Genomic DNA, 23,603 nt, shown 5'->3' on the forward strand with positions numbered 1-23,603 from the left:
CTATGTTGCACAATGTGCAGTATATAGCGGGCAATTTGCGGAAAGAGCTGACTTTCATTGTACAAAGTGCAATGAAGAAGCTGGAAATATGCTGAAAAGCAGCGTTTTGGGGAAAATGGTTGCACTAAGTGCAACGTAGCTAGTCGTGGCAGCAAATGTAGCGTGAAATGATTGCACTTAGTACAACGTAGCTAGCTGCGGCAGCGGAAATTGCCCAAAATCGTTGCACAAAGTACAACGTAGCTAGTCGTGGCAACGAGTAATGCCCAAAGTGACTGCACTAAGTGCAACGCAGGCAACTGCGGCAGCGAAAGCAGGCCGGAATGGTTGCGTGCATGGAATCTTTTACGGAAAAGTCCCCTAAAGTAAATAACGCCAGGCATCCGGTTGCAGCTCATACTGCCGAATGACGGCTCCGCACCCGATTGGCCGGAGTATGTCCTTGGCAGCCAGGCTCTGGAGCCGCTTGCGCGCAGTGCGGAAGTTGAGCCCGCACTGCGTGATGAGATCCTTTGGTCGGATAGGTCTGCCTAGTCGAATAGCGAGCAGAATCACCTCTTTTTCATCCGGAGAAAGAGAAGGGGGCGGGGCACTACGAAGCAGATGAGGACCCACCACCAACTGGAGCAGCATTCGACAAACTTCCGGGCGATCCTTGACATCATCGAATGAAAAATGGATCATTTTCCAGCCCATCCCGGTCAAGAAAGTATCCCGATTAAGCGAATAGCTGAATCCCTCACGGTCCTTGTCTTTAATGTGAGTTTGAAAACCGTCGCACTCAATCCCAAAGCGGCCGTGCGGCGGGAGAAAAGCAAAGTCGAGGAATTGTGATTTACGATTCCAATCGTAAATTTCGTATTCCGGATGCAGGTCGTCGAAGTTGCCGAATAAGGGCCACCATACGTTTTGGAGCAGCAGCTTCTCCGCGTATTTGTGCCCTCTAAGTAGACGTCCTTTTCGCTCGCCGATCCGATGTGTGAGATGGTCATCCAAGAATTTCCGATGCGCTTGTTCAAATTCCAACAAAATAATAGTCCCCTCCAACCTCTTATAAAATAAAAAAAACGCCCCGGAGCCAGGCGGCTCAAGGACGTTCTTCGTCATACATACTATAGCATCTTCAGTGAAGATGCGGTACTCCAATTCAGGCCAGCAAATTCCTAAACTCCTACTCTCACTCTGACACAAGAGTCCCGCTCAATCAACTCGCCGTATATCGAAATTTTAGACGGGACGCCGCCTTTTTCGATCCTGCGCAGCAGCAAATCAACAGCCTCAAAGGCAAGCTGTTCCCGCTGCACATGAATGGTTGTGAGACGGGGCCGGACCAACTGCGCGGCTTCAATATCGCCAAAGCCGACGACGGACATCGCGTCCGGCACATGAAAGCCTCTGGCGGTCAAATGCTGAATCAGCGAAATGGCGAGCCGGTCGTTGGCGCAAAACCAAGCGGTTGGCCAAGCCGATTGGCCGCTCATAGCTTCCAGGAACGAAGCTAATTCATCATCTGGAGCTGCGGCTTCGTTAGGTCCGATGAGACAGAAGCTTCTATCGATCGCTAATCCCGCATCGGACATAGCATTGGTGAATCCGAACCAGCGCTCACGGAAGCTTTTGGACATACTGCCCGCCCCAATGAAACCGATTTGCCGGTGGCCTTTACGAATCAGGTGGCTGACGATGCTGCAGGCGCCCTCCGCATTCGCTGTCACAACGGAATCCAGCTGTAGTCCGTCGTAGCAATGGTCCACTGTGACAAGTGGAATCTCCAATTCCTTGAGCTTAGCGACATATGTAGGGGTAAAGACGCCGATGATCAGGATGCAGGAAAACGCAATCTCATGATACAGATCGGGCAGAATCAACAGACGCTCCATATCTTTCGTTACCCCGCTAATGATGGCGGTATAGCCGTTTTCTTTGGCTCTTTTTTCAATGGACCAGAACACTTCGTAGTAGAAATTTTTATCGTTCTGGACAGATTCAGGAAATAAGACAAGCAGGTGATTCTGCTTCTTCCTCGTTTTGGACTCCGTCCGGTACTTAAGCTGTTGAGCGGCTTCAAACACACGGGAACGCAGCTCTTCGCTGACGCCGGGTTTGTGATTAAGGGCTAAGGAAACGGCATTTTTGGAAATGCCGAGCAGATTGGCAATGTCTTGCATGGAGGTTTTGGCGTTCATTTAGCTCAATACTCCTTTAAGCAAAGTGAATGATGTATAAATTGTAAAGCTTTATCGGCATGATTGTAAAGTCTTTTAAACTTATTTTGTAACTTTACAAAAATTTCGCGTCAATTCACTCTGTCAATGAACTTTTCGAGCATTTCCAACTTTTCAGAAGTAAATGGTCCGGAATTGTCGAGATAGAGAATGGAGGTTGGATCAACCGGCCATCGAATCTCACTACGAGTTAGGGAAGGGCTGAATTGTTCCCAGTTATCCAACTTCCAAACGTCTAATGCCGAACCTCTGCCGCTAATGCGCGAGTGATAGGCTTCCTCAGATGGAAGGTAGACATACACGGCCTTAACCATGACATCATCCGTGCTGGCGTTAATCGTAGATAGTTCTTGGTTCAGCCACAACGGATCGTTAATTTCGCGGGTAAAAGGCCCGATGACGATGGCGTCCAAGCCTAAAGCCAAATTCTCCAGCGCGGCGTTCATAGTGATGCGATATCCGAGATCTCGGCAATGCTCTTTATAAAAAGGGGAGTCCCGATCCTCGGGATCTTTCCCTGCTAGTGACATCAGCGCTACGGCAGCGGGCCGAAGCAAAGTGTCCATGTCTAGAAAGGCGCCTCCGCGTTTACTGGCATATGCTTTGGCTAGCGTTGTTTTGCCAGCTCCGGCAGGACCTATGAAAAAAATGAGTTTACGCATGTTAACCTCCAATATGAAACCTGTGACAGGGAAATAGTTACGAATATTGTAACATAAGAGGGATATTCCTTTACTTTTTCATCCAATCTTCAGCTTTTATTAATGTTTTATTAAGGTTCACGTCATATTTGCTTCATAATTGAGTAGTACTCTATATAGAAAGAGAGAGGGTTAATACCATACTGGAAGGATAGATAGAGATGTCCGGAACCCAAGAAAAAACGTTACATTCGGGTAACAATAGCATATCGCCATTCCAAATGAATGACAAAGAATCTACCGCGTATTGGCCAACTACAGGCTGGAGAACGAGCACGCCGGAAGCGCAAGGAATATTCTCAGGAACGCTAGCTAAGACAGTTGAAATGTTCAGCAGTCAACAGGTATGCAGCATCGCAGTCGTTCGAAACGGCCATTTAGTTGCAGAAGCTTATAATAGTTGTACACAAGAGGATATACCTCAAGATGTGAAGTCCGTCACCAAAAGTGTAACATCAGCACTGGTTGGTATTGCTTTGGCTGAACGGAAGCTGATCAGTTTGGATCAAAAGGTTCGCGATTTTTTCCCTGAACTAGCCAATGATCCTTTGAAGTCCAAAATGACAATCAGACATTTGCTGAGCATGACGTCCGGCCTGAATTGGGATAATACGAATGAAATCTCCTCAACCGAAATGATGTATTCAGCGGATTGGGTGCGTTACATATTGGATCGCCCTGGATATGCAGAGCCAGGTACCCTGTTTAATTATAGTAATGGTGACGCGCATTTGTTGTCGGCTATAATGCACAAAGTCACGGGGCAATCGTTGTTCGATTATGCGAAGTCCCGTTTATTCGATCCGCTTGGCATTACGAATGTGAGCTGGAATTCGGATGGAAAAGATCGCTCCATCGGCGCGTGGGCAATGGCTTTAACGCTGAGAGATATGGCTAAACTTGGCTACTTGTATTTGAAACAAGGCGAATGGGAAGATCAAACGATTATCCCACCAAACTGGATTCGCGATTCATTGCAAAAGCGGGTAACGTTGAATTACAGCAATGGTACGCAAGGGGGCTATGGACTGCTATGGTGGTCCAAGACACTGCCCAAAGGAATCGTCAAAGGAAGTAAAAAGCAATACGACATGTTCTATGCGTCTGGTTCGGGCGGAAGACGTATTTTTGTTGTCCCTGAGCTGCAACTGATCGTGGCATTAACCGCTGACTCCCCTGATCCGAATATGCCCGAATATCTGCTTCTTCATTTGCTGCAAGCCATTCGTTCCGATAAAGCTCTTCCGGATAATCAGGAGAACTTTGCCAAGCTGGAGCAAGCCGTGCAAGCTTTTAAAGAAGTAACCGAATAGAACAGGGAACAAGGAAGTAGCTGCCGCGGCGGCTTCTTTTTCTTTTTCAAAGGTTAACGTTGGGTTAAAAAACCATTCGTGACAGCGAGCATTGCCGCCCCCGATGGTTTTTTTGGCACGTTTATGAGATAGTTGGAGGAAAGTGAACTAAAGGGGAGTTATTTAGTGGCATTAAGAAGTTTTACAGATTATCAATTGAGTGAGGATATCGTCCGGGCATTGCAGAACTTGGGATATGAGCAGCCGACGGACGTACAGCACGAAGTGATTCCCATCGCGCTTCAGGAGAAGGATCTCACGGTGAAGTCGCGTACGGGAAGCGGGAAGACGGCGGCTTTCGGGATCCCGATTTGTGAACTCGTAGAATGGGAAGAGAATCGGCCGCAGGCGCTCATTCTGACACCGACGCGAGAACTCGCGGACCAGGTGAAGCAGGATATCACGAACATCGGGCGGTTCAAGCGGATTAAAGCGGTAGCGCTATATGGCAAACAGCCCTTTGCCAAACAGAAGGTGGAGCTTCACCAGAAGTGCCATGTCGTGGTAGGTACACCGGGACGTGTGCTGGATCATATTCAGAAGGGCACACTGGATTTGGAGAAGGTTAAGATGCTCGTCATCGATGAAGCGGATGAGATGCTGCGGATGGGCTTCATTGAGCAGGTGGGAGCGATCATTGATGAGGTTCCGACGGACCGCATGACGATGCTGTTCTCAGCGACTCTCCCGCAGGACGTGGAACAGTTATGCCATCAATATATGAAGGAACCGATAGATATCGAAATTCAAACGCCGGAAGCGGCCAAGGTTCAGATTGAACATTCGCTAGTTACCGTGAAAGAAACAGAGAAATTTAATGTGCTTAAGGATGTCTTCGTGACGGAGAATCCGGAGAATTGCATTATTTTCTGCAGGACGCAAGAACATGTGGATGATGTCTTCCGGGAGTTGGATCTTCTTGAATATCCGTGCGACAAAATTCATGGAGGCATGGTGCAGGATGATCGCTTCCTGGTTATGAACGCATTCAAAAGAGGCGAGTTCCGTTTCCTGGTGGCAACGGATGTTGCGGCGCGGGGGATTGATGTGGAGGATATTACTCACGTCATTAACTATGACCTGCCAATGGAGAAGGAAAGTTATGTCCATCGGATCGGAAGAACCGGACGAGCAGGCAAGACGGGTAAGGCCATCACCTTCGTTACTCCGAACGAAATGAAATTTATCCCTGAGATCGAAGAATATCTCGGATTCGAGATTCCACGCAGAGAAGTTCCCACGGAGGAGGAAGTTGCCCAAGGGTTGCCGGCTTTTGAGCGGAACATGAAAGCGACGCCGGTTATCAAGAGAGATCGAAGCGACCAGTTGAACAAAGGGATCATGAAGCTCTATTTTAACGGCGGGAAAAAGAAAAAGATCAGAGCGGTGGACTTCGTAGGGACATTAGCCAAAATCGAAGGTGTGAGCGCGGCGGATATCGGCATTATTACGATCCAAGACAACGTTTCATATGTGGATATATTGAACGGCAAAGGCCCGATGGTGCTCAAAGTCATGAAGAACACAACGATCAAGGGGAAACTCCTGAAAGTGCATGAAGCAAATAAGTAAGGGGAGAATATCCGTTAGGCTATCATCATGGCTTAGCGGATTTTTTTCGTCCATCAGAGGGACTCCAGTGTTCATTCAAGGTTAAAATTTTACTCAAACGAGTAAATTATTTGACTTACCCGACCTGTCCTCCGCAGGGTAGACTATAGGAAACACAACACATGGGGTGAATAATCATATGGCCAACAATACACATACACATTCGAGCACCCTTTCCAATGCGAAAGTGAAACGGAGAAGTTCGATTGCACAAATACGTGAGGACCTGATCGGATATGCCTTCGTTGCACCGATGGTACTTGGACTATTTGTTTTTACTTTATTTCCAATTATTGCGTCCTTCTTCCTCAGTTTCACGGATTGGAACTTTGTTGCCGGTTTTTCCAAAGTGAAATTTCTCGGCTTAGATAACTTTATCAAGCTTGTGCATGATTCCGTCTTCCTATTATCCCTGAAGAACAACATGATATTAATGATTGTCGTTCCTTTAACACTCATCATCTCGCTGCTTCTAGCGGTTCTCATCGATAAAAAAATCTATTTGAAAGATTTCTTTAAAGTTGTTTACTTTATTCCTTACATTTCTAGTGTTGTTGCCGTAGCGATTGTGTTCCAGGTGTTATTTCACCCAACGTACGGTCCAATTAACCAGGTTCTGGTGGATTTGGGTTTTGCGAATCCGCCGAAATGGCTGGCTGACCCTGATGTTGCCTTGTATTGCGTAATGGGGCTTATGATCTGGATCTCTATCGGATATAACATGATTATTTTCATGGCTGGTTTGCAGTCCATTCCCAAAGATCTTTATGAGGCAGCGGATATCGATGGTGCTTCCAAGTTCAGACAGCTTATGAGCATCACGGTGCCTCTTTTATCACCAACAACCTTCTTCCTGCTAGTAACGGGGATTATCGGTACCTTTAAAGCATTTGACGTTATCGCCGTCCTCACTGGCGGCGGACCTGCGAACTCTACGACCGTAGTCGTTTATCGTCTATACGAAACAGCCTTTGTTAACCTGCAATCCGGTTACGCCTCCGCTATGGCGATTGTACTTCTGATCCTTGTGCTTCTGATCACACTTGTACAATGGCTCGGACAACGTAGATGGGTGAACTACTAAGAGAAGGAGGAATACCACGATGGACAAGAATCAAAAAGTGAAAAAAACACTCCTTACATTACTAATGCTTGTCGTTGGCATACTATTCATGTCGCCGTTCCTCTGGATGATCTCCGCTTCTATGAAGCCTGAAGCCGACGTGTTCGCTTATCCGATTCAGTGGATCCCGCAGCATTGGAATGTTATTGAAAATTATAAAACAGTATGGGAAACTAAGTTTTCGTTATACTATTGGAACTCCATTAAGGTTTCGGTATTAACTACGGCACTATCCGTCTTACTTTCTTCTATGGCTGCCTATGCCTTCTCGAAAATCAAATTCCGCGGTCGTAACGCGCTCTTCGTGCTTATCCTGGCGATCTATATGATCCCGAGCCAAGCCATTCTCGTTCCGCAGTTCTTGCTTTTCCGTTGGATCGGGTTGTTCGACAGTCACTTTGGTTTGATTCTGTTAGGTTCATTCTCTGTTCTCGGAACATTCATGCTTCGCCAGTTCTATCTCGGTATTCACGATGAATATATGGAGTCATCCCGGATTGACGGCGCGGGACATATTAGAATCTTCTGGTCAATTTGTACACCGCTTGTGCGTCCGGCAATTGCTACGTATGCGATTCTCCGTTTCATCTGGACTTGGAACGATTACCAGAACCCGCTGATTTTCTTAAGAACAAAAGACTTATTTACGCTTCCGCTAGGTATCCAATCTTTCGCCGACTTAAATGGTAATTTCTACTCGCTAATCATGGCTGCATCCGTATCAGCTATCGTTCCGCTTCTGATCATTTTCATCATTGGACAAAAGCAGGTTATCGAAGGTATTTCGATGGGCGGCGTGAAGGGTTAATCCAAAAAGTCAAAATAAGAGTGCATGAGGTTAAAATAGTGCCTCGTGCGCTCCACGGAAGTTTGTTACGATCGGTCATGTAAAGGTTTTCACACAAATCAAAGCTCACTTGGAGGGGTTCCTATGAAAAAGGGTTTACTAGTTTTAAGTGGTGTGCTTGCTATCAGTACTGCACTTGCAGGCTGCGGTAATAAAGCAGAAAAACCAGCTGCAGATAGTGGTGCTGCGGGCGGATCGAAAGCTCCTGTTACTATTAAAGTTCAAGGTTGGTACACGGAAGCACAAGGAAACTGGAATGCAACGGTTGAGGCTTACAATAAGACACATCCGAACGTAAAAGTGGTCTATGAAAGCATGTCCGAGAAAGGCGATTCCCAAGAAGGGATGAAAAAACTTGACCTTCTAGCTGCTTCCGGCGAGCAAATGGACGTTGTGATGTATTCCAGCGCATCCGATTTCGCTCAACGTGTAGGCGCAGGCATCTTGGAGCCGCTTGATGATTACCTGAAAAAAGATAACATTGTTGTCAAAGACGAGTACAAGCTTGATCCAATTGTTAATGGTAAATACTATGCGTTGCCAGGTAAAATGATTGAATGGTTCGTTCTCTTGAACAAGGACAAGCTCGATGAAGCTAAACTTCCTGTTCCAACAGAATGGACTTGGGATCAATATGCCGAATACGCTAAGAAGTTGACCAAAGGTGAAGGTGCTTCCAAAGCTTACGGTTCCTACTTCCATAACTGGAAAGACTACGCGCTGCTTGGTCTGAACAATGACATGGAGAATCCGTACTTGGTGAAATCCGATGGTACGCAAAATATCGACAATCCGAAAGTTCGTTACTCCCTTGACCTTAGAAACAAAATGGAGAACGTAGATAAAACATCCGTACCTTACTTCGAAGTTGTATCGCAAAAAATGGCTTACCGTGATGTATTCTACGGCGGTAAAACAGCTATGCTAGCAACAGGTAACTGGATGGTTGGCGAGCTTTCCCTGAACGCGAAATTCAAAACGGTGTTTGCTCCATATCCGAAGTTTGACGCTAAAGATCCAAACGGTCTGACTGAAGTAGGCGCTGACTTCATGGGTGTAGCTGCAAACTCCAAAAACAAACAAGCAGCTTATGATTTCGTGAAATGGTACACAACAGAAGGTATCCAAACACAAGGTCTATTCTTCTCCGCATGGAAAAAAGCCGATGTTGAGAAAAACGTTGATGCGATTTTGAAAAGCGGTAAACCAGAACAAGTTGCTATGATCGATAAAGAATCCTTGCTTGCTACTTTGAAAGTCAACAAAGCTACCAAACTGGTTGTTCCTCCAACTTACGCGCTGCAACAAGAAAAAGAATACCTGACGCAAGTTGAGTTGTTCTTGACAGGCAAACAAGATTTGGAGAAAACGATCCAAACAGCGAAAACGAAAATTGAAGATATCCGTAAGAGCAACGCGAAGTAAGAAGTAACGAATCGCGCAAGATTATTGCTATAATGAAAAGAGGAGGCCCTAGGCTCCTCTTTTTCCCATTTCCAAAGGTGCATTCGAAAGGCAGGAGAACGTTGTGCCGGGTTGGCTTCGCAGGTTATCTTTACGCAATAAATTGGTGCTGACGATTCTGGTTTGTCTCGTTCTGCCATCGGTTGTTTCCATGAATGTCTCCTCCTTGTTTACAAGAGATGCGGTAAGAACGCAGGTGACAGACTCTTCGCGCGAATCGATGCGGATCGTGAGTCAAATTGTGAATGGCCAGATCAAAAATATGATTTATGTGATGAACTTCATTCAATTTGATGAGGAATTGCAGCCGTCTATCCGGGAATTAGGCAGAGCGAATGAGACAACGGATAAAGGAGATGTTCTGCAATACAAGCAGACGATAGCGAAAAAAATGTCAACGGTGATCGATTCCTTCGGAAATATGAGCGTGACGGTTTTGCTGCCCAATAAGGAGTACGTCGCTTCTTATACGACTTTTGCTTTTAATCCGACGGATTTTATGAGGAAAAGCTGGTTTAGCGCCGTTGAACAGGTTTCCGGCTACAATGTATTGTGGATCGGGGCTGAGCCCAATTACAGTGAATCCACGAATCAGCCGTATTTGCTGTCGGCAGCCAAACCGCTTCGCAAGAACGATATCACTTATGGGTATGTGATTGTCGGCCTGGAGCTCCGCTTGCTGCAAGACCTTTTCAACCAATATCAAAATAATGAATCGATGGTCATCATTGATGAAAAGGGACGCATTCTGGTCGATAAAGATTCCACGACGATCGGTACGAAATTCCCTTATTATGATCAGCTGCCCAAGGAGGATGGCTCTTCTTTTGTGAAGGTGGCGGGAGAAGATTATATCCTGCTCAGCAGTCATGTAACGCCGGAGTGGCAGCTTGTGAATATGAGTCCCTATAAAACAGCGGCACAGAAGATTGAGTCATTTCGAAAAACAGATTTTCTCATTCAACTATTTTTTCTTGTCTTATTTGCCGTTACTTTACTATATATGGTGCGCACGCTCACAAAACCGATTGCGCGGCTTGTCCAAACGGTTGTCCGGATTGAATCCGGACAACTCGGCGAACGCTCCAACATTAACGGTGTGGATGAAGTGGGCCGGCTTGGGTACGTGTTCGACCGGATGATTGATCGTATTGAGCTGATGCTTGAGGAAAATCGCCGCGAGCAGGAACTCAAGCGCATGGCGGAGCTGGCGATGCTGCAGGCGCAAATTAATCCGCATTTTCTGTTTAATGTGTTGAATTCCATCCGTTTGAAAATCATGATGAAGGGAGATTCCGAGAACGCGGAATTAATTTCCTCCCTGTCCTCTCTCCTGAGGATGACGATTAACCGAAATAATGAGTATATCCCGCTGCATGAGGAAATTGAGATTATCGAGCATTACGTTCGGCTGCTGAATTCCAGGCACGGAGACCGCGTGAACCTTCGTATTTCGGCGGCTTCCGATACGCTGCTCATTGAGATCCCTCGCTTTCTGCTGCAACCGCTTATCGAGAATGCCTATATTCACGGGTTAAAAAGCAAGCCCGGAGAAATCACGATTGCCTCCAGAATCTGTGAGGATGGGCGGCTTCAGATCGAAGTCAGAGATTCGGGCGTCGGCATGACAACGGAACGTTTGGAAGAGCTTCGCACACATCTTGTGACACGGCCGACGAAGCATCACCATGCTTCGCGAAGTCCGTCCTTATCTGGTATTGGTTTACAAAATGTACTAGAGCGCCTTCGCATCATCTACGGCCATCGTTTCGATTATGAAATCGCAAGCGGGCCAGATCAGGGAACGCAGATTGTTCTGCGCTTTCCGCAGCAGACAGGAAAGGAGGGCTAAGCATGTATACAGTCATGATTGTCGATGATGATTTACCTGTGCTTGAATTTTTGAGTTCAGCGATCAAATGGGGGGAACTGGGATTTCGATTGACAGGGGTCTTTGAAAATCCTCTGGACGCCCTGGAAGCAGGACGGCGGGCCAAAACCGATGTACTGATCAGCGATATCGGCATGCCGGAAATGAATGGGCTGGATTTAATCCGCTCCCTCCGTGAGGGAGATCCTCATGTGAAGGCGGTTATTCTCTCCTGCCATGATGATTTTCACTATGCGCAAAAAGCGATGAAGCTTTCGGTGAGCGAATATATCCTGAAAGAAACGATGAATATCAGCAACATTTCGGAGGTGCTTGGCAGACTGAAGGAGCAGCTGGATGCCGAGGATCACGTGCTGTCCAAAAGCCGCAAGCTCGAGAAGGAGGCCGCGTTGCACCGCAGCTCGTCCAAGCGCCATTTTATCCGCAGCACGGTCAATGAGCCGTTGTTTGATTCGGAGGAGTGGAGCCAGCAAGCGGAAGGGTTCGGCCTGCGTCTTGGGCAGCACGGGGTGCTGCCGGTTTTCGGGTACGCCAACCGGGCGAAGGAGGCGAATCAGCGTTTCCAATCCAGGGATTTATTCGATTACACGATCCAAAATATCATCGAAGAGCTGCTTGTCGATCAGAAGGAAATCACGTTGTTCACGTATGATACGGGCGAAATTGTTCTGCTATTCCCGCAATATGGCAGCATGCATGTCAACAACAGCCAGAAGGTCGAGCAGACGCTGAGACATCTGCAAAGCTGTTTGCAACAATACGCGAAAGTAGCGTTCTCTTTCATTACGGGGAGTCCGGCCAAGGACGTGCGCTCCTTGAAGGAGCAGCTGAAGCGGATGATAGAAGGGCGAAGCTCGCGGTTCTACTTGCCGGAAAGCTCGGTCATGAAGCTGGAGCATATACGGGAAGGCTTCGGAGACGGGGGATTGCTGCTGGCCGAGTATGCCCAGACGCTGGATGAGTTTCGAAGCGTGGTGTTCGATGAGCGATCTGATTTGATCGATTTGTATGTCTCGAAGTGGATCGATTTCATCCAGTACCATCGGTTTCGTCCCATGGAAGTGAAAGAGTGGCTGCTGAAAATGATTCTTGATGTGCGCATGCGGCTCAAATCGCTGCAGCATTACCAGTCGACGTTCTCATCGGAACTCTTGCATCATGACGTGCACGAACTGTCGTCGGTGCGAGAGCTGGAATTGTGGCTGAAGGATTATCTGCAGCAGGCCATTCAGTGGGCAGGGCAAGTGTACCGTGAGTCGCACAACCGTGAGATTATTGAGTGTCAGCGATTCGTTTATAATCATTTGCATATGAAAATTTCGCTCGAAGACGCGGCGGCGCATCTGCACCTTCATCCGAGTTATTTGAGCCGGCTTTTCAAGAAGGAAACCGGTGAGAATTTCGTGGAGTATGTGACGCGAATGAAGATGGAGAAAGCGAAGGAGCTTTTGGAAATCACGGATAAAACCGTGGAACAAATCGCCGACATGCTTGGCTATGAGAATAAAAATTATTTCGGAAAGCTGTTCAAAGCGCATACGGGGACTGTACCAAATGCGTTTCGAGGGCAGACCAAGGGAGCTCAACCGACGTCATAAAGTAGATGCGAGTAGGTGCGTCTGACTCATATAAAACCTGACGGATTAACCCCCGTCAGGTTTTTGTTTTAGCTACTTTATCAATCCTGCATCATTCTATTTTACTTAGCTCATCAGCCTCATCATGTTACCAACGCCCACCTCACACCATCCTCAGCATATAGTAAACGCCCATCTCACTGCCTCATCAGCTAAACAAGTTAAGTAAACTAGCGAGAATTTCGCTAAGGTTTCATTAAGGGAACAGGAGTCCCCTATTTAAAGGGAAAACAAGTTGTTTCCTTTTTGAGAGGAACTCTGGGGTCTTATCTGACCTTCATGGCACGGTTTTTGGTTGAAATCCCCTAAATAAAGGACCGTAGTTCCCACAACAGGTGGAGAAGGTGTCTTTTCGATGGAATAACGCCCTGTAGTTCCCAATTAGGCGAGCGGGAGGAAACAGATCCAGTGGAGTGCAAGACTACCATTTGGAAGAAAACACTCAAGTACAGAAAACGCCAGAGTCATTGTCAACTTACACAAATTTCCTTAACTTTACAAAAAAAATGCACTATCCCTTTTTGAACCATGGTAAAATTAGGGTCGGTACAAGGCTTGTCACATTGATGATAAGGGAGGAATTTGTAATGGGTAAGAGAGCGGGATGGAAAGCAAAAGCGGTAAAAGCAGCGCTGGCTTTAACAGTAGCGCTACCTCTACAAGTGCTGGCTACAAGCAGCTGGCAAGTAGTTATGGCGGAAGGGCCAACGGATCCGGCTCCATTCATTGAAGCGAAAGTAGTTAACGAAAATGCAGGGAAAAAGGTGTTGTTCGACAACACACATGAACAAACCGCTGGTGCGGCGGACTGGGTTATCGACGGTGCTTTTTCCGATTTTGGGAACGCGTTAGCGAATAACGGCTACTACGTCAAAGAATTGCGTAAAACAACACCTATCACACTTAGCGATTTGAGCGGTTATGATGTTTTTGTCGTAGCTGAGTCTAATGTTCCTTATAAGACGAGCGAGCAAGCAGCTTTGGCGCAGTACGTACAAGGCGGCGGAAGTATCTTCTTCATCGGCGATCACTACAATGCGGATCGCAACAAGAACCGTTGGGACGGTTCGGAAGTATTCAACGGATACCGTCGTGGCGCGTGGACGAACCCAGCCAGCGGCATGAGCGCTGAAGAAAGCGCCTCATCAGCGATGCAGGATGTAGCTAGCTCAGACTGGTTAGCAACGCAATTCGGTTTGCGTTTCCGCTACAACGCTTTAGGCGATATTAATGCGAACCAAATCGTGTCGCCGCAGCAGTCGTTCGGTATCACCACAGGTGTATCCAGCGTAGCGATGCATGCGGGTTCAACGCTGGCGATCATCGATCCGACAAGGGCCAAAGGAATCGTGTACTTGCCGCAAACGAATGAGGCTTGGGCAAGCGCAGTCGATCAAGGTGTCTATAACGGTGGCGGTGTGGCGGAGGGCCCTTTTGTTGCTATAGCCAAGTCAGGTGCTGGTAAAGCCGGATTCATCGGCGATTCCTCACCGGTGGAGGATGCGACGCCGAAGTATTTGCGTGAAGATACAGGCGCGAAGAAGACGACGTATGACGGTTTCAAAGAAGTAGATGACGGCGTCCTGCTTGTGAATATGGTGAATTGGCTGGCGAAAAAAGAAAGCTACACAAGCTTGTCGGAAGTAAGCGGCCTGCAGTTGGATCAGCCGACGGCGCTGCTGCCTTTTGAGACGCCGGCTAATTCTACAGAGCCGCAGCCGGAGCCGTGGGCGGCGCCTAACGCCGGCTACAAATGGTATGACCGCAGCACGTTCAAAGCGGGCTCCTATGGCGGTCCTGCTGCGACAGCTAGTGCAGCTTACAGCTTCGTGCATCAAGCAACGCTGCCGAATGCCGTGGACTTCCCACTGCGAGTTGTCGTAGACAACCTGCCTCCGTCTACAACGGTTACGGGGTTCAACGTTGGCATTTATTTGGTTAGCGGCGGCACGCAAATTGCGATGGTTCAAAATGCCGACGGCACATGGCCTACCGCATACGGATATAGTACACAGTTCAGCGTGACCTCGGATATCAACGGTCATGCAACGAAGGACTTGATGGTTCGCATTAAGCCGGGAACGACGGCTGCGGCGAATTTACGCCTGCGTCAAGCTTCTACGAACCTGAAAACCGAGAGCGTTACCCTTGGCAACGTACCTGCGGAGTCTTTGCCAGAAGAGGAAAACCCGATTCCGGCGAAGATCAATATCTCCGATGCTCGGAGCAAAGCAGCCGGCACCTTGGTAACGGTGGAGGGTGTTGTAACGACGGAGCCGGGCGCTTTTGGCGGTCAGGCATTCTACCTGCAGGATGAAACAGGCGGAATTTACGTGTTCCAGAGTCTGAGTGGTTTTCATCAGGGAGATAAAGTGAAGGTTACAGCATCTACGGCTGTATTCAATACGGAGCTGGAGTTAGCGGATCCAGTTGCTATCGAAAAAACAGGCGCAGCGGCATTACCAACGCCAATAGCTGCAGCAGCAGTAACGAATGACAATCAAGGGCAATTGCTCGAGCTTAATGATGTTACCGTGAGCAATATCATCAGCGCTACGCCGGCAGGTTCTTTTGAATTTGATGCTGTAAAAAGTTCGGTGAGCAATCACATCCGTGTAGATGTAAGAACTGGCTTAACCTTGAGCTCGTTCCCTTACCAAGCGGGACAAACGGTAAACATCAAAGGTGTTGCTGCTATTTTTAAAGGCGTATTCCAATTAAAACCAAGAGGCTTAAGCGACTTTACGGTTGCAGCCGATACAGCAGCACCTGTTACGACTGCCTCCTTATCAAGCGCAGCGAATAGTGAAGGCTGGTATAAGGAAGATGTGACCGTAACGTTGTCGGCGGTAGATGATACGGCAGGTGCTTTAACAACGAAGATCAGCTTGAACGGCGGTGCTGCGGTTCCTTATGAGGCGCCAGTCGTGATTCAAACGGAAGGTACGCATACAATTGCTTACTCCTCGACAGATGCGGCAGGGAATGAGGAAGCTGTAAAATCCTTGCAAGTGAAACTGGATAAAACGGCTCCAACGGCCGTGTTAACGCAGTCGGGTCATGCAGTTGGAAACGTTACGGATGCTGAAACAATAACATTTGTGTTAGCTGGTACAGATACACTTTCAGGTGTCGCCGAGATGACGTTGACTTTGGATGGCGCTGCTATCAACAGCGGTCAATCCATTGCAGCAGGCAGTTTAACGCAAGGTGCGCACACAGTGGCCTACCGCGTTATCGATGCAGCGGGAAATGTTACGCAAGCGACTGTACCGTTTAATGTGAGCGCGAAAGTAACGCTTAGCCAAGCGACGCTTTCGGCGAATGCAACTTCGCTCAAGCCGGGCGAAACAACAGCTACACAAGTAACGGGTGTGTTAAGCAATGGAGCGGCGGCTGATTTTAGCGGTGCAGCGATTGTATATAGCACAAGTAATGGAGCTGTAGCGACGATTGATGCACAAGGTAAAGTAAGCGCGGTGGCAGAAGGTACTGCACAGTTATCAGCAGCAGTTACTTTAAATGGAACAACGGTGCATACAGGCGCTGTGACTATCACGGTTGTGAAGCCATTGTCCTTAGGGGCGCCAGGAATGCCTGTGTTGTCGGACAATAGCGGCCAAGCAACCGGCTTGAAAGACGGTAACTACACGGTGACCATGAATATGTGGTGGGGCAATAACGGATCTGTGTTCAAATTGTACGAAAATGGCGTGCTCATTCAGACGCAATCGCTGACAGATGCATCTCCGGCTGCTCAAACGGCCAAAGTCGAAGTAAAAGGCAAAGCAAATGGCACTTATACGTATACAAGTGAGCTTATAAATTCTTTTGGAACAACAAAAAGTGCTACGTTAGTTGTGAAAGTTACGGATGCAGCACCTGGCAAGCCTGTCCTTTCTCAAGACAATTGGGATGGAGACGGCAGCTACAAGGTATCGATGAACATGTGGTGGGGAACGAATGCCACGGAGTACCGTTTGTATGAAAATGGTGTTTTGATCGAAACGAAGGCATTAAACGCAGCTTCTCCTAGCGCTCAAAGCGCGGTGAGCACGATCGCGGGTCGCGCTGTCGGCGTGTACGAATACCGCTGCGAGTTGGTTAACGCGGGTGGCGTTACTTCCAGCGATAAGCTGATTGTGAACGTGACGAAGTAAGGAGTCAGCGTGATAGAGCCCCTAACACCCCCGAGTGTTGGGGCTCTTTGCGTTCACCCCTTATTTATTGTCACGCGCCGAATGTGCGTATCACGATAAGAGATCATGGCTCGGCGTTTGACCTCCTTGCCGCCAAGTAATCCAATTTGCTCTGCATAATCCCTTGCGCAATGTAGCCATACCGCGCCGTATCACCGCATTCCGTCACGGCCCCTCGCCGCCATGTCATGTTGCACTTTGTACAGCATAGAACTGCTTCAAGCCCCATCACCCCGCTCTTTATTGCACAAAGTACAATGAATTCAATCAAAATAGCGTGAAAACCGCGATACTCTGCCTTTTATGTTGTACTTTGCACAACGTAGAAGGCACCAGTGGCCGAATTGAGTCCTCCATATTGCATTAAGTGCATTATAGAGAAGGCATTGGCTTTGTTTCGTCCTATCTGGCAAACGCGTTCACCCTGAAGGGATGACAGTTCGGTTATCATAAAAAAACGCCCCTGATTCATCTTAAAGATGAATAGGGACGTTCTTCGTCGCATTAGCTCTTATTATAGTAGGTGGGCAGGGCTCGGGTTATTGCTCTTCACTCTAGACAAAATCTAAGCACAATGTTAGCTTAATTGAACTACTAAATGAAAGTTGTGATCAAAATGTCCAACCAACTGGCTTCGCAAGCCGGCATGTCCACAGGCCGCTACAGCCGATTATGGATCGTGCTCGTGCTCGGATCACTAGCGTCCTTCGGGCCGCTCTCGCTGGATATGTACCTGCCGGCACTGCCGAATCTGGCTAGCGATCTCCATACCAGCACCTCACTCGCACAAATGAGCCTCACCGCCTGCATGCTGGGTCTGTCCATCGGCCAGCTCATCGCAGGATCTGTCAGCGATGTGCGTGGTAGGCGCGCGCCGCTGCTGATCGGATTGATCCTCTACGCGATTTCTTCGATTCTGTGCATGTTTGCGCCGTCTATCGGTGTCTTCCTAGGCTTGCGATTTGTGCAAGGCTTGGCGGGCGCGGCCGGGATCGTCATTTCCCGCGCGATCGTGCGCGACATGTACGAAGGCGTGGAGCTGACGAAGTTTATCGCGCTGCTGATGCTGGTGAACGGCGCTGCGCCCATCCTTGCGCCGATTGTAGGCGGACAGATTCTGCAATTCACATCATGGCGCGGTGTGTTCCTCGTTCTAGGTGCCATTGGCGTGCTGATGCTGCTAGCTGCAACGTGGGGCTTGAAGGAAACGCATCCGCCGGATCGCCGTTCCAAGGGGGGACTCGCCAACACGCTGCGAACGTTCCGCGGGCTCCTCACAAACCGCATGTTCATGGGCTACGCGCTGACACAAGGGCTCGTCTTTGCCGGCATGTTCGCCTATATTTCCGGCTCGCCGTTCGTGCTGCAGGAGATTTACGGCGTTTCTCCGCAAATATTCAGCGTTTGCTTCGCCGTGAACGGGCTTGGCGTCATCCTTGCCGGTCAAGTAACGGGCAAGCTCGCTGGCAAAGTAAGCGACCATCGCTTGCTGGCAGGAGGGCTGGCCATGGCTGCCATTGGCGGCCTGCTGCTTCTCGTCGCCGTTCTGATCGGGGCAGGGCTTCCGGCCATCCTCGTCGCTTTTTTCTTCATCGTTTCCAGCGTAGGCCCTGTTTCCGTAGCCACCTCCTCGCTTGCTCTGCAGAGCCAAGGGAAAACGGCGGGGAGTGCTGCTGCGCTGCTGGGACTGCTTTCTTTTATCATCGGGGGCCTGATTGCTCCGCTTGTTGGTCTTGGCGGCAGCCAGACTGCAGTACCGCTAGGCATCATCATTGCTTGTATGGAGATAGGGGCAATTCTCTGTTTCGTAGGCATGACAATGGGCAGAAAGACAGCGTAAACTTTTTGGCGGAATGAGCTGTGACTTCAAATTTTTTTCACAATTGTCCGATATACTGAAGAAAATTAGACCAATTCATGAAAAAGGTGGAGTTACAGGATGAAGCTTATTCATAAGAAAGTGCTGGTCAGTACGCTCGCAGCAGGACTACTCATTGGCGGTGGCCTCGCGCTTCAGCATAACCAGGTATTCGCAGATGAGACGAGTACGGTAACGCCTGCACCTCAGAAGGACAAAATCAAGGATAACCATCATAAAGATTTTCGCGGAGGTTCCAATAACCAAGGTCACGGGCCGGCCAAAGGCGGTTTTGAATTCGGCAAAGGAGGCGCCGTCGATTTCGCTGCCGTTCTTGGGATTGATCAGGCTGTGTTGAAAGATGAGATCAAACAAGGTAAAACACTGGTACAAATCGCTCAAGAGAAAGCGAATCTGACGGAAGATGCACTTCTGGCCAAGTTAACGGAAGCTGAGACTAAGAAGATTGATGATGCAGTTACAGCCGGAAAATTGAAGCAGGAGCAGGCCGACAAAATGAAAGCGGGTCTGGCGGATCGCTTGAAAAAAATGGTCGAGTCCAAACCGCGCATCATGGATTTCAAAGGCGTACAACCGCGTGGAGGCATGATGCCGGGCGGCATGTTCGGCAATTCCGCAGAAATTGCGACGATTCTGGGAATTACAGAAGATGAGCTTGCTGCGCAACGCAAAGCAGGGAAGTCTCTTGCTGAAATCGCCCAAGATAAAGGCATCACAGAGGATCAACTGATTGCGAAGCTGAAAGATCATTTAACGGATGAGCTGAAAAGCTTCGTTGAACGCAAAGGCGGAGTACCCCCGATGAAACCGGGTTCGGGTCATGAAGGCTTTAAATTCAAAGGAAAACCAGGTCATCCGGCAACACCAGAGCCATCAGCATCAGCAACACCACAATAAATCAAAGAAAGGTTGCCTCTATCGATCTCTGTGACCGATGCGGCAACCTTTTTATATGTTTAAATCCCTGTCTTCAAGCGGTTCCGCCATTTAACTAACAGGACCCCCGCCAGAACAGCGCACGCACCAATCATCGCATATATCAAAAACTTCTCCACCCACATGAAAATCGCCTGCCACTGTTCGCCGAACAGGTAGCCAATGCCGAAAAAAGCGACGACCCATAAAGCAGAACCTGTGAAAGCATACATCGCAAAAACCCGGAATGGAATACGAATGATGCCTACAAAGTAGAAAATAAACTGCCTGATCCCAGGTATAAAGAAGCTGAAAAGAAGCACTTTATTGCCAAACTTTTCGTAATAGCTCCGTGTTTTGTCCAAATGGCTTGGTTTCAGGAACAGCAGTTTGCCAAACCGCGCGATAATCGGCATCCCCAGCTTATACCCAATCCAGTAGGTGATCGTCATACCGATGGTCGAACCGACCCAGGCGGATAGCATCGCCGGCGCCCATCTCAGCACCCCTTTATAAGATAAATACCCAGTATAGGTCATGGTCGTATTGCCGGGAGGGATCGGAAGCGCGATGACATCAAGCGGCAGTCCGAGCAGCAGGACCAAGTAACCGTATTGGGCAAATAGTTGTTCCACTAATCCTAGAAATTTCACTGTGAGTTCGCTCCTTCATTCTCATGCACTAGTAGAGGACACGCCATAGATAAAAGGTAGCATAAGCCTCCCAGCCTTTCCAGTTTTCAGCAAGCTGGCGAATATGGGGGAGTGTCGGCTTCTCGTCCAAGCCAAGCACATGCTTCAGCGCGTTATGCAAACCGACATCCGCAATCGGGAAAGCGGCGGCGTTGCGCAAGCATCGCATAAGGACGTAATTGGCCGTCCAGGGGCCGATTCCACGAATGCTCAGCAGTTCTTTCTCCATAGCCGCAAAATCGTTCATCGCCAGCAGCTGTTCCTTGGCCAGCCGGCCCTCCGCCATCATGCGGGCTACGCCGATTAAGTACTCGGCTTTTTTACCCGTGAATTGCAGAGCCGTCAAAGATTCAGGTTGAAGCTCGGCAATCCGCTCAGGCGCAGGGAACGCCCAATATGTTCGTCCTAGCCAGTCCAGCCGGGTACCGAAGGCTTCCACGAGACGTCTTTTGAGTGTATAGGCAAAAGTGAGGTTGATTTGCTGTCCCATAATCCCCCAGCTCATCGCTTCAAACAGATCCGGAATCCCCAGCAAGCGAAGCCCGTAAAAATCCTTAGTGACTTGGCCGAGCAGAGGATCATGCCCAGCCAGTTCATAGAACGGAGCAAGGTCTGTGCTGAGATCAAACCATTCCCACACATAACGTGCGACATGTTCAAGAAGAGTTGGAGTTACAGGGGTATCGGTGCTGGATAGCACACGAATCCGCAGCTGCAAGTTATCCTCACTGTTGACAGCGATCAGCACGCGGTTATCCCCAATGAGGAGATGCTTATAAATATCTGAGTTATCCACAAGGAATAGACACTCATTTGTGGAGCGGGTCAAATAGCCAAGATTTTGCTCATATCGAAAAGGTTCAGGCAGTGGCAGGGTGAAAGAGCTTGTCTGTTCGCTCCAGGTTAGCAGGGAAGGGTCAAAAGACGGCATAAGTCATTTCTCCTATAATCGGTTAGTTGGACTACCTTTATTATCGCTGAAGACGGCTTTCGTAATCTTGCTTTCTCATCTCGCATCCCTTACAAGAGAGGACCCGTTTGGGTATACTGAGCTAGTAGAGGGAAGGCACGGAGAGGAGCGACGCCATGCAAGAAAGATATTGGCAAGCTATTATTGGAAATGATGCGAGTTACGATGGCACATTTTATTATGCGGTCACGACAACAGGGATCTTCTGCAGGCCATCCTGCAAATCGAGGGTGCCGAAGCGGGAAAATGTCCGGGTATTTCCTGATCGCCAAACAGCGGTTGCGGAACACTTTCGCCCTTGTAAAAGATGCAGGCCTGATGGCTTACGGCTGCCGGATGAAGAGTGGACCGAGCTGATAGCCGACTATATCAAGGAAGGTTACGCCGAGCCGATTACGCTCTCGGTATTAGCCGAGCAATTTTATGCCAGCGTCTATCATTTGCAAAGGACATTCAAACGCGTGAAGGGCGTTACGCCTCTCACTTATCTTCAACAACAACGAATTGAAGCAGCTAAGCAGCTTTTAATACAAACAGATAAGCCTGTGAATGTCATCGGTGCGTCGGTAGGTATTGCGAATGCCGCTCATTTTGCCACTGTATTTCAGAAAAAAACGGGTGTCACGCCATCAGAATATCGTCAATCTTGTACGACCATCTAACCATAACCGAGGAGGGTTCTTGGATGCAAACAAATGAAGCGAAGACAGCGGCTAAATCCATATATTGGCGTGTAGTTCGTTTATTGGATAATCACTTTTTGATCGCGGCAACAGACGATGGGTTGATCTATTTGCAGTATCAAGCGGAAGATACTGAGCGGGGAGGCGTTGATGCAGAAACGTGGTCCGAATTAACCAAATGGGCTAAACATCGTTTCCCAGCTTATAGCTGGATAGAGAATAAGGCGGCATTAGAACCTTATGTGCTGCAGTTGGAGGAGTATCTGCGAGGCTCGCGCAAAACGTTCACGCTGCCACTGGATCTGCGCGGGACGGAATTTCAACAATCCGTGTGGCACGTTTTAAAAGAAATACCGCATGGTGAAACGGTAAGTTATACACAGATGGCTCAGAAGCTGGATAAAGCTAGCGCAGTAAGGGCTGTCGGTACCGCTATTGGCGCCAACCCGGTTCTTATTGTAGTTCCGTGCCATCGCGTGGTCGGGAAAGACGGTGCGTTAACTGGCTATCGAGGCGGATTGGTGAACAAAGAGAAACTATTGGGTTTGGAAAAGGTCGGTTTGTAAGCAGCAGAAAAGGAGGAGGAGTACGTATGCAGATTGAGGTGAACCACAAATCAGCGAAAACGCTGCTTACGAAAGCCAGCGGCTTTCTCGAGGGATATTCGCATACGCTGAACCCGTATACGGGCTGCGCTTTTGCGTGCTCCTACTGCTACGTGAGACAGATGCCGGTGGCTCTGTTCCGCACGGAGTCCTGGGGCACCTGGGTCGATGTGAAGGCCAATGCCGCGGCGCTTCTGGAGAACGAGCTGGCCAAAGCGAAGCGCAAAGGCCCGGTCACGATCTTCATGTCCTCGGCGACGGACCCGTACCAGCCGAGCGAGCATAAGGAGCGGATCACCCGCTCGCTCCTGGAGGTGATGTCCGTGCAGCCGCCGGACTTCTTGTTCGTTCAAACCCGCAGCCCGCTGGTGAAGCGGGACGCGGATTTGTTAGCGCTGCTCGGGGACCGTGTCCGAGTCAGCATGACGGTTGAGACGGACCGCGAGGAGGTCCGCCGGGCGTTCACCCCGTCCGCGCCGCCGATACCGGCGCGGCTGGGGGCACTTCGCGAGCTCGCCGCTCGCGGCATTCCCGTGCAGGCCACGATAGCGCCGGCGCTGCCGAGCTCGGAGCAGTTCGCCGAGCGGCTCGCAGGCATCGTGGAGCGGGTATGCATCGACGATTACTTCATGGGCGATGGCAGTGGGGGCCGGCGCACGGCACGCATCGGCGTGCGCGCGATCTATGACGCGCTGGGGCTTTCGGACTGGTACAGTCCGGATGCGTACAAGCGCGTGCACGAACAGCTCCTGCGGCATTTTCCGCAGGAGCGTGTGTTGGTCAGCCAGCAGGGTTTCCTGCCAGGCTGA

At 49.1% G+C, this 23,603-nt stretch carries 18 protein-coding genes; 13 read left to right on the forward strand and 5 right to left on the reverse strand.

Translation table 11 applies throughout. The annotated features are described in order from the left end of the window. Nucleotides 1–360: 360 nt before the first annotated feature. The 3 genes from AC3WTJ_RS13815 to AC3WTJ_RS13825 all read right to left on the reverse strand — a co-directional run bounded on the left by AC3WTJ_RS13815 (nucleotide 361) and on the right by AC3WTJ_RS13825 (nucleotide 2,887). Entirely contained in the window at nucleotides 361–1,026 is a 666-nt protein-coding gene (locus AC3WTJ_RS13815) for a putative endonuclease domain-containing protein (RefSeq protein ID WP_492522695.1), read from the reverse strand. Nucleotides 1,027–1,163: 137 nt separating this feature from the next. Then, entirely contained in the window at nucleotides 1,164–2,186 is a 1,023-nt protein-coding gene (locus AC3WTJ_RS13820) for a LacI family DNA-binding transcriptional regulator (protein WP_492522268.1), read from the reverse strand. A 110-nt stretch (nucleotides 2,187–2,296) separates the two neighbouring features. Further along, nucleotides 2,297–2,887, reverse strand: coding sequence for a P-loop nucleotide/nucleoside kinase family protein (locus tag AC3WTJ_RS13825; protein ID WP_492522269.1), 591 nt, complete (start codon nucleotides 2,885–2,887; stop codon nucleotides 2,297–2,299). A gap of 200 nt (nucleotides 2,888–3,087) precedes the next feature. Between AC3WTJ_RS13825 and AC3WTJ_RS13830 the strand changes: the two genes are divergently transcribed. From AC3WTJ_RS13830 to AC3WTJ_RS13875, 10 genes are all read left to right on the forward strand, one after another. After that, nucleotides 3,088–4,239: a serine hydrolase domain-containing protein gene (locus AC3WTJ_RS13830; RefSeq protein ID WP_492522270.1), complete on the forward strand. Its 1,152-nt coding sequence runs from the start codon at nucleotides 3,088–3,090 to the stop codon at nucleotides 4,237–4,239. Between the two features lie 165 nt (nucleotides 4,240–4,404). Then, nucleotides 4,405–5,850 (forward strand): DEAD/DEAH box helicase, encoded by a 1,446-nt coding sequence (locus AC3WTJ_RS13835; protein WP_492522271.1) that lies wholly within the window; start codon nucleotides 4,405–4,407, stop codon nucleotides 5,848–5,850. 178 nt (nucleotides 5,851–6,028) lie between these two features. Continuing rightward, on the forward strand, nucleotides 6,029–6,973 hold the full coding sequence (locus AC3WTJ_RS13840; protein WP_492522272.1) for a carbohydrate ABC transporter permease: 945 nt from the start codon (nucleotides 6,029–6,031) through the stop codon (nucleotides 6,971–6,973). A 19-nt stretch (nucleotides 6,974–6,992) separates the two neighbouring features. Next, nucleotides 6,993–7,820: a carbohydrate ABC transporter permease gene (locus AC3WTJ_RS13845; protein ID WP_492522273.1), complete on the forward strand. Its 828-nt coding sequence runs from the start codon at nucleotides 6,993–6,995 to the stop codon at nucleotides 7,818–7,820. Between the two features lie 123 nt (nucleotides 7,821–7,943). After that, nucleotides 7,944–9,284: an ABC transporter substrate-binding protein gene (locus AC3WTJ_RS13850; RefSeq protein ID WP_492522274.1), complete on the forward strand. Its 1,341-nt coding sequence runs from the start codon at nucleotides 7,944–7,946 to the stop codon at nucleotides 9,282–9,284. Between the two features lie 103 nt (nucleotides 9,285–9,387). Beyond that, nucleotides 9,388–11,175, forward strand: coding sequence for a cache domain-containing sensor histidine kinase (locus AC3WTJ_RS13855; RefSeq protein ID WP_492522275.1), 1,788 nt, complete (start codon nucleotides 9,388–9,390; stop codon nucleotides 11,173–11,175). A 2-nt stretch (nucleotides 11,176–11,177) separates the two neighbouring features. Next, nucleotides 11,178–12,812: a response regulator transcription factor gene (locus AC3WTJ_RS13860; protein WP_492522276.1), complete on the forward strand. Its 1,635-nt coding sequence runs from the start codon at nucleotides 11,178–11,180 to the stop codon at nucleotides 12,810–12,812. Between the two features lie 626 nt (nucleotides 12,813–13,438). Then, nucleotides 13,439–17,011: an OmpL47-type beta-barrel domain-containing protein gene (locus AC3WTJ_RS13865; RefSeq protein WP_492522277.1), complete on the forward strand. Its 3,573-nt coding sequence runs from the start codon at nucleotides 13,439–13,441 to the stop codon at nucleotides 17,009–17,011. A 655-nt stretch (nucleotides 17,012–17,666) separates the two neighbouring features. Then, on the forward strand, nucleotides 17,667–18,890 hold the full coding sequence (locus AC3WTJ_RS13870) for a multidrug effflux MFS transporter (protein ID WP_492522278.1): 1,224 nt from the start codon (nucleotides 17,667–17,669) through the stop codon (nucleotides 18,888–18,890). A gap of 99 nt (nucleotides 18,891–18,989) precedes the next feature. Further along, nucleotides 18,990–19,826, forward strand: coding sequence for a hypothetical protein (locus AC3WTJ_RS13875; RefSeq protein ID WP_492522279.1), 837 nt, complete (start codon nucleotides 18,990–18,992; stop codon nucleotides 19,824–19,826). A gap of 59 nt (nucleotides 19,827–19,885) precedes the next feature. On the opposite strand, the gene AC3WTJ_RS13880 is transcribed toward AC3WTJ_RS13875, so the two are convergent. Together AC3WTJ_RS13880 and AC3WTJ_RS13885 are read right to left on the reverse strand one after the other, a co-directional pair. Beyond that, nucleotides 19,886–20,497 carry a DedA family protein gene (locus AC3WTJ_RS13880; protein ID WP_492522280.1) on the reverse strand — a complete coding sequence of 204 codons (612 nt, stop codon included), beginning with the start codon at nucleotides 20,495–20,497 and terminating at the stop codon, nucleotides 19,886–19,888. Between the two features lie 28 nt (nucleotides 20,498–20,525). Further along, nucleotides 20,526–21,467 carry a DNA-3-methyladenine glycosylase 2 gene (locus tag AC3WTJ_RS13885; protein WP_492522281.1) on the reverse strand — a complete coding sequence of 314 codons (942 nt, stop codon included), beginning with the start codon at nucleotides 21,465–21,467 and terminating at the stop codon, nucleotides 20,526–20,528. Between the two features lie 155 nt (nucleotides 21,468–21,622). On the opposite strand from AC3WTJ_RS13885, the gene AC3WTJ_RS13890 reads away from it, so the two are divergent. The 3 genes from AC3WTJ_RS13890 to AC3WTJ_RS13900 are packed head-to-tail and all read left to right on the forward strand — an operon-like array spanning nucleotide 21,623 to nucleotide 23,603. After that, nucleotides 21,623–22,168 carry a bifunctional transcriptional activator/DNA repair enzyme AdaA gene (locus AC3WTJ_RS13890; protein WP_492522282.1) on the forward strand — a complete coding sequence of 182 codons (546 nt, stop codon included), beginning with the start codon at nucleotides 21,623–21,625 and terminating at the stop codon, nucleotides 22,166–22,168. Between the two features lie 23 nt (nucleotides 22,169–22,191). Continuing rightward, complete coding sequence (locus AC3WTJ_RS13895; RefSeq protein WP_492522283.1) at nucleotides 22,192–22,755, forward strand: methylated-DNA--[protein]-cysteine S-methyltransferase; 564 nt, start codon at nucleotides 22,192–22,194, stop codon at nucleotides 22,753–22,755. Between the two features lie 26 nt (nucleotides 22,756–22,781). Then, nucleotides 22,782–23,603 carry an SPL family radical SAM protein gene (locus tag AC3WTJ_RS13900; protein WP_492522284.1) on the forward strand — a complete coding sequence of 274 codons (822 nt, stop codon included), beginning with the start codon at nucleotides 22,782–22,784 and terminating at the stop codon, nucleotides 23,601–23,603.

It is taken from the genome of Paenibacillus sp. FW101-FHT12H11 (assembly GCF_058790355.1).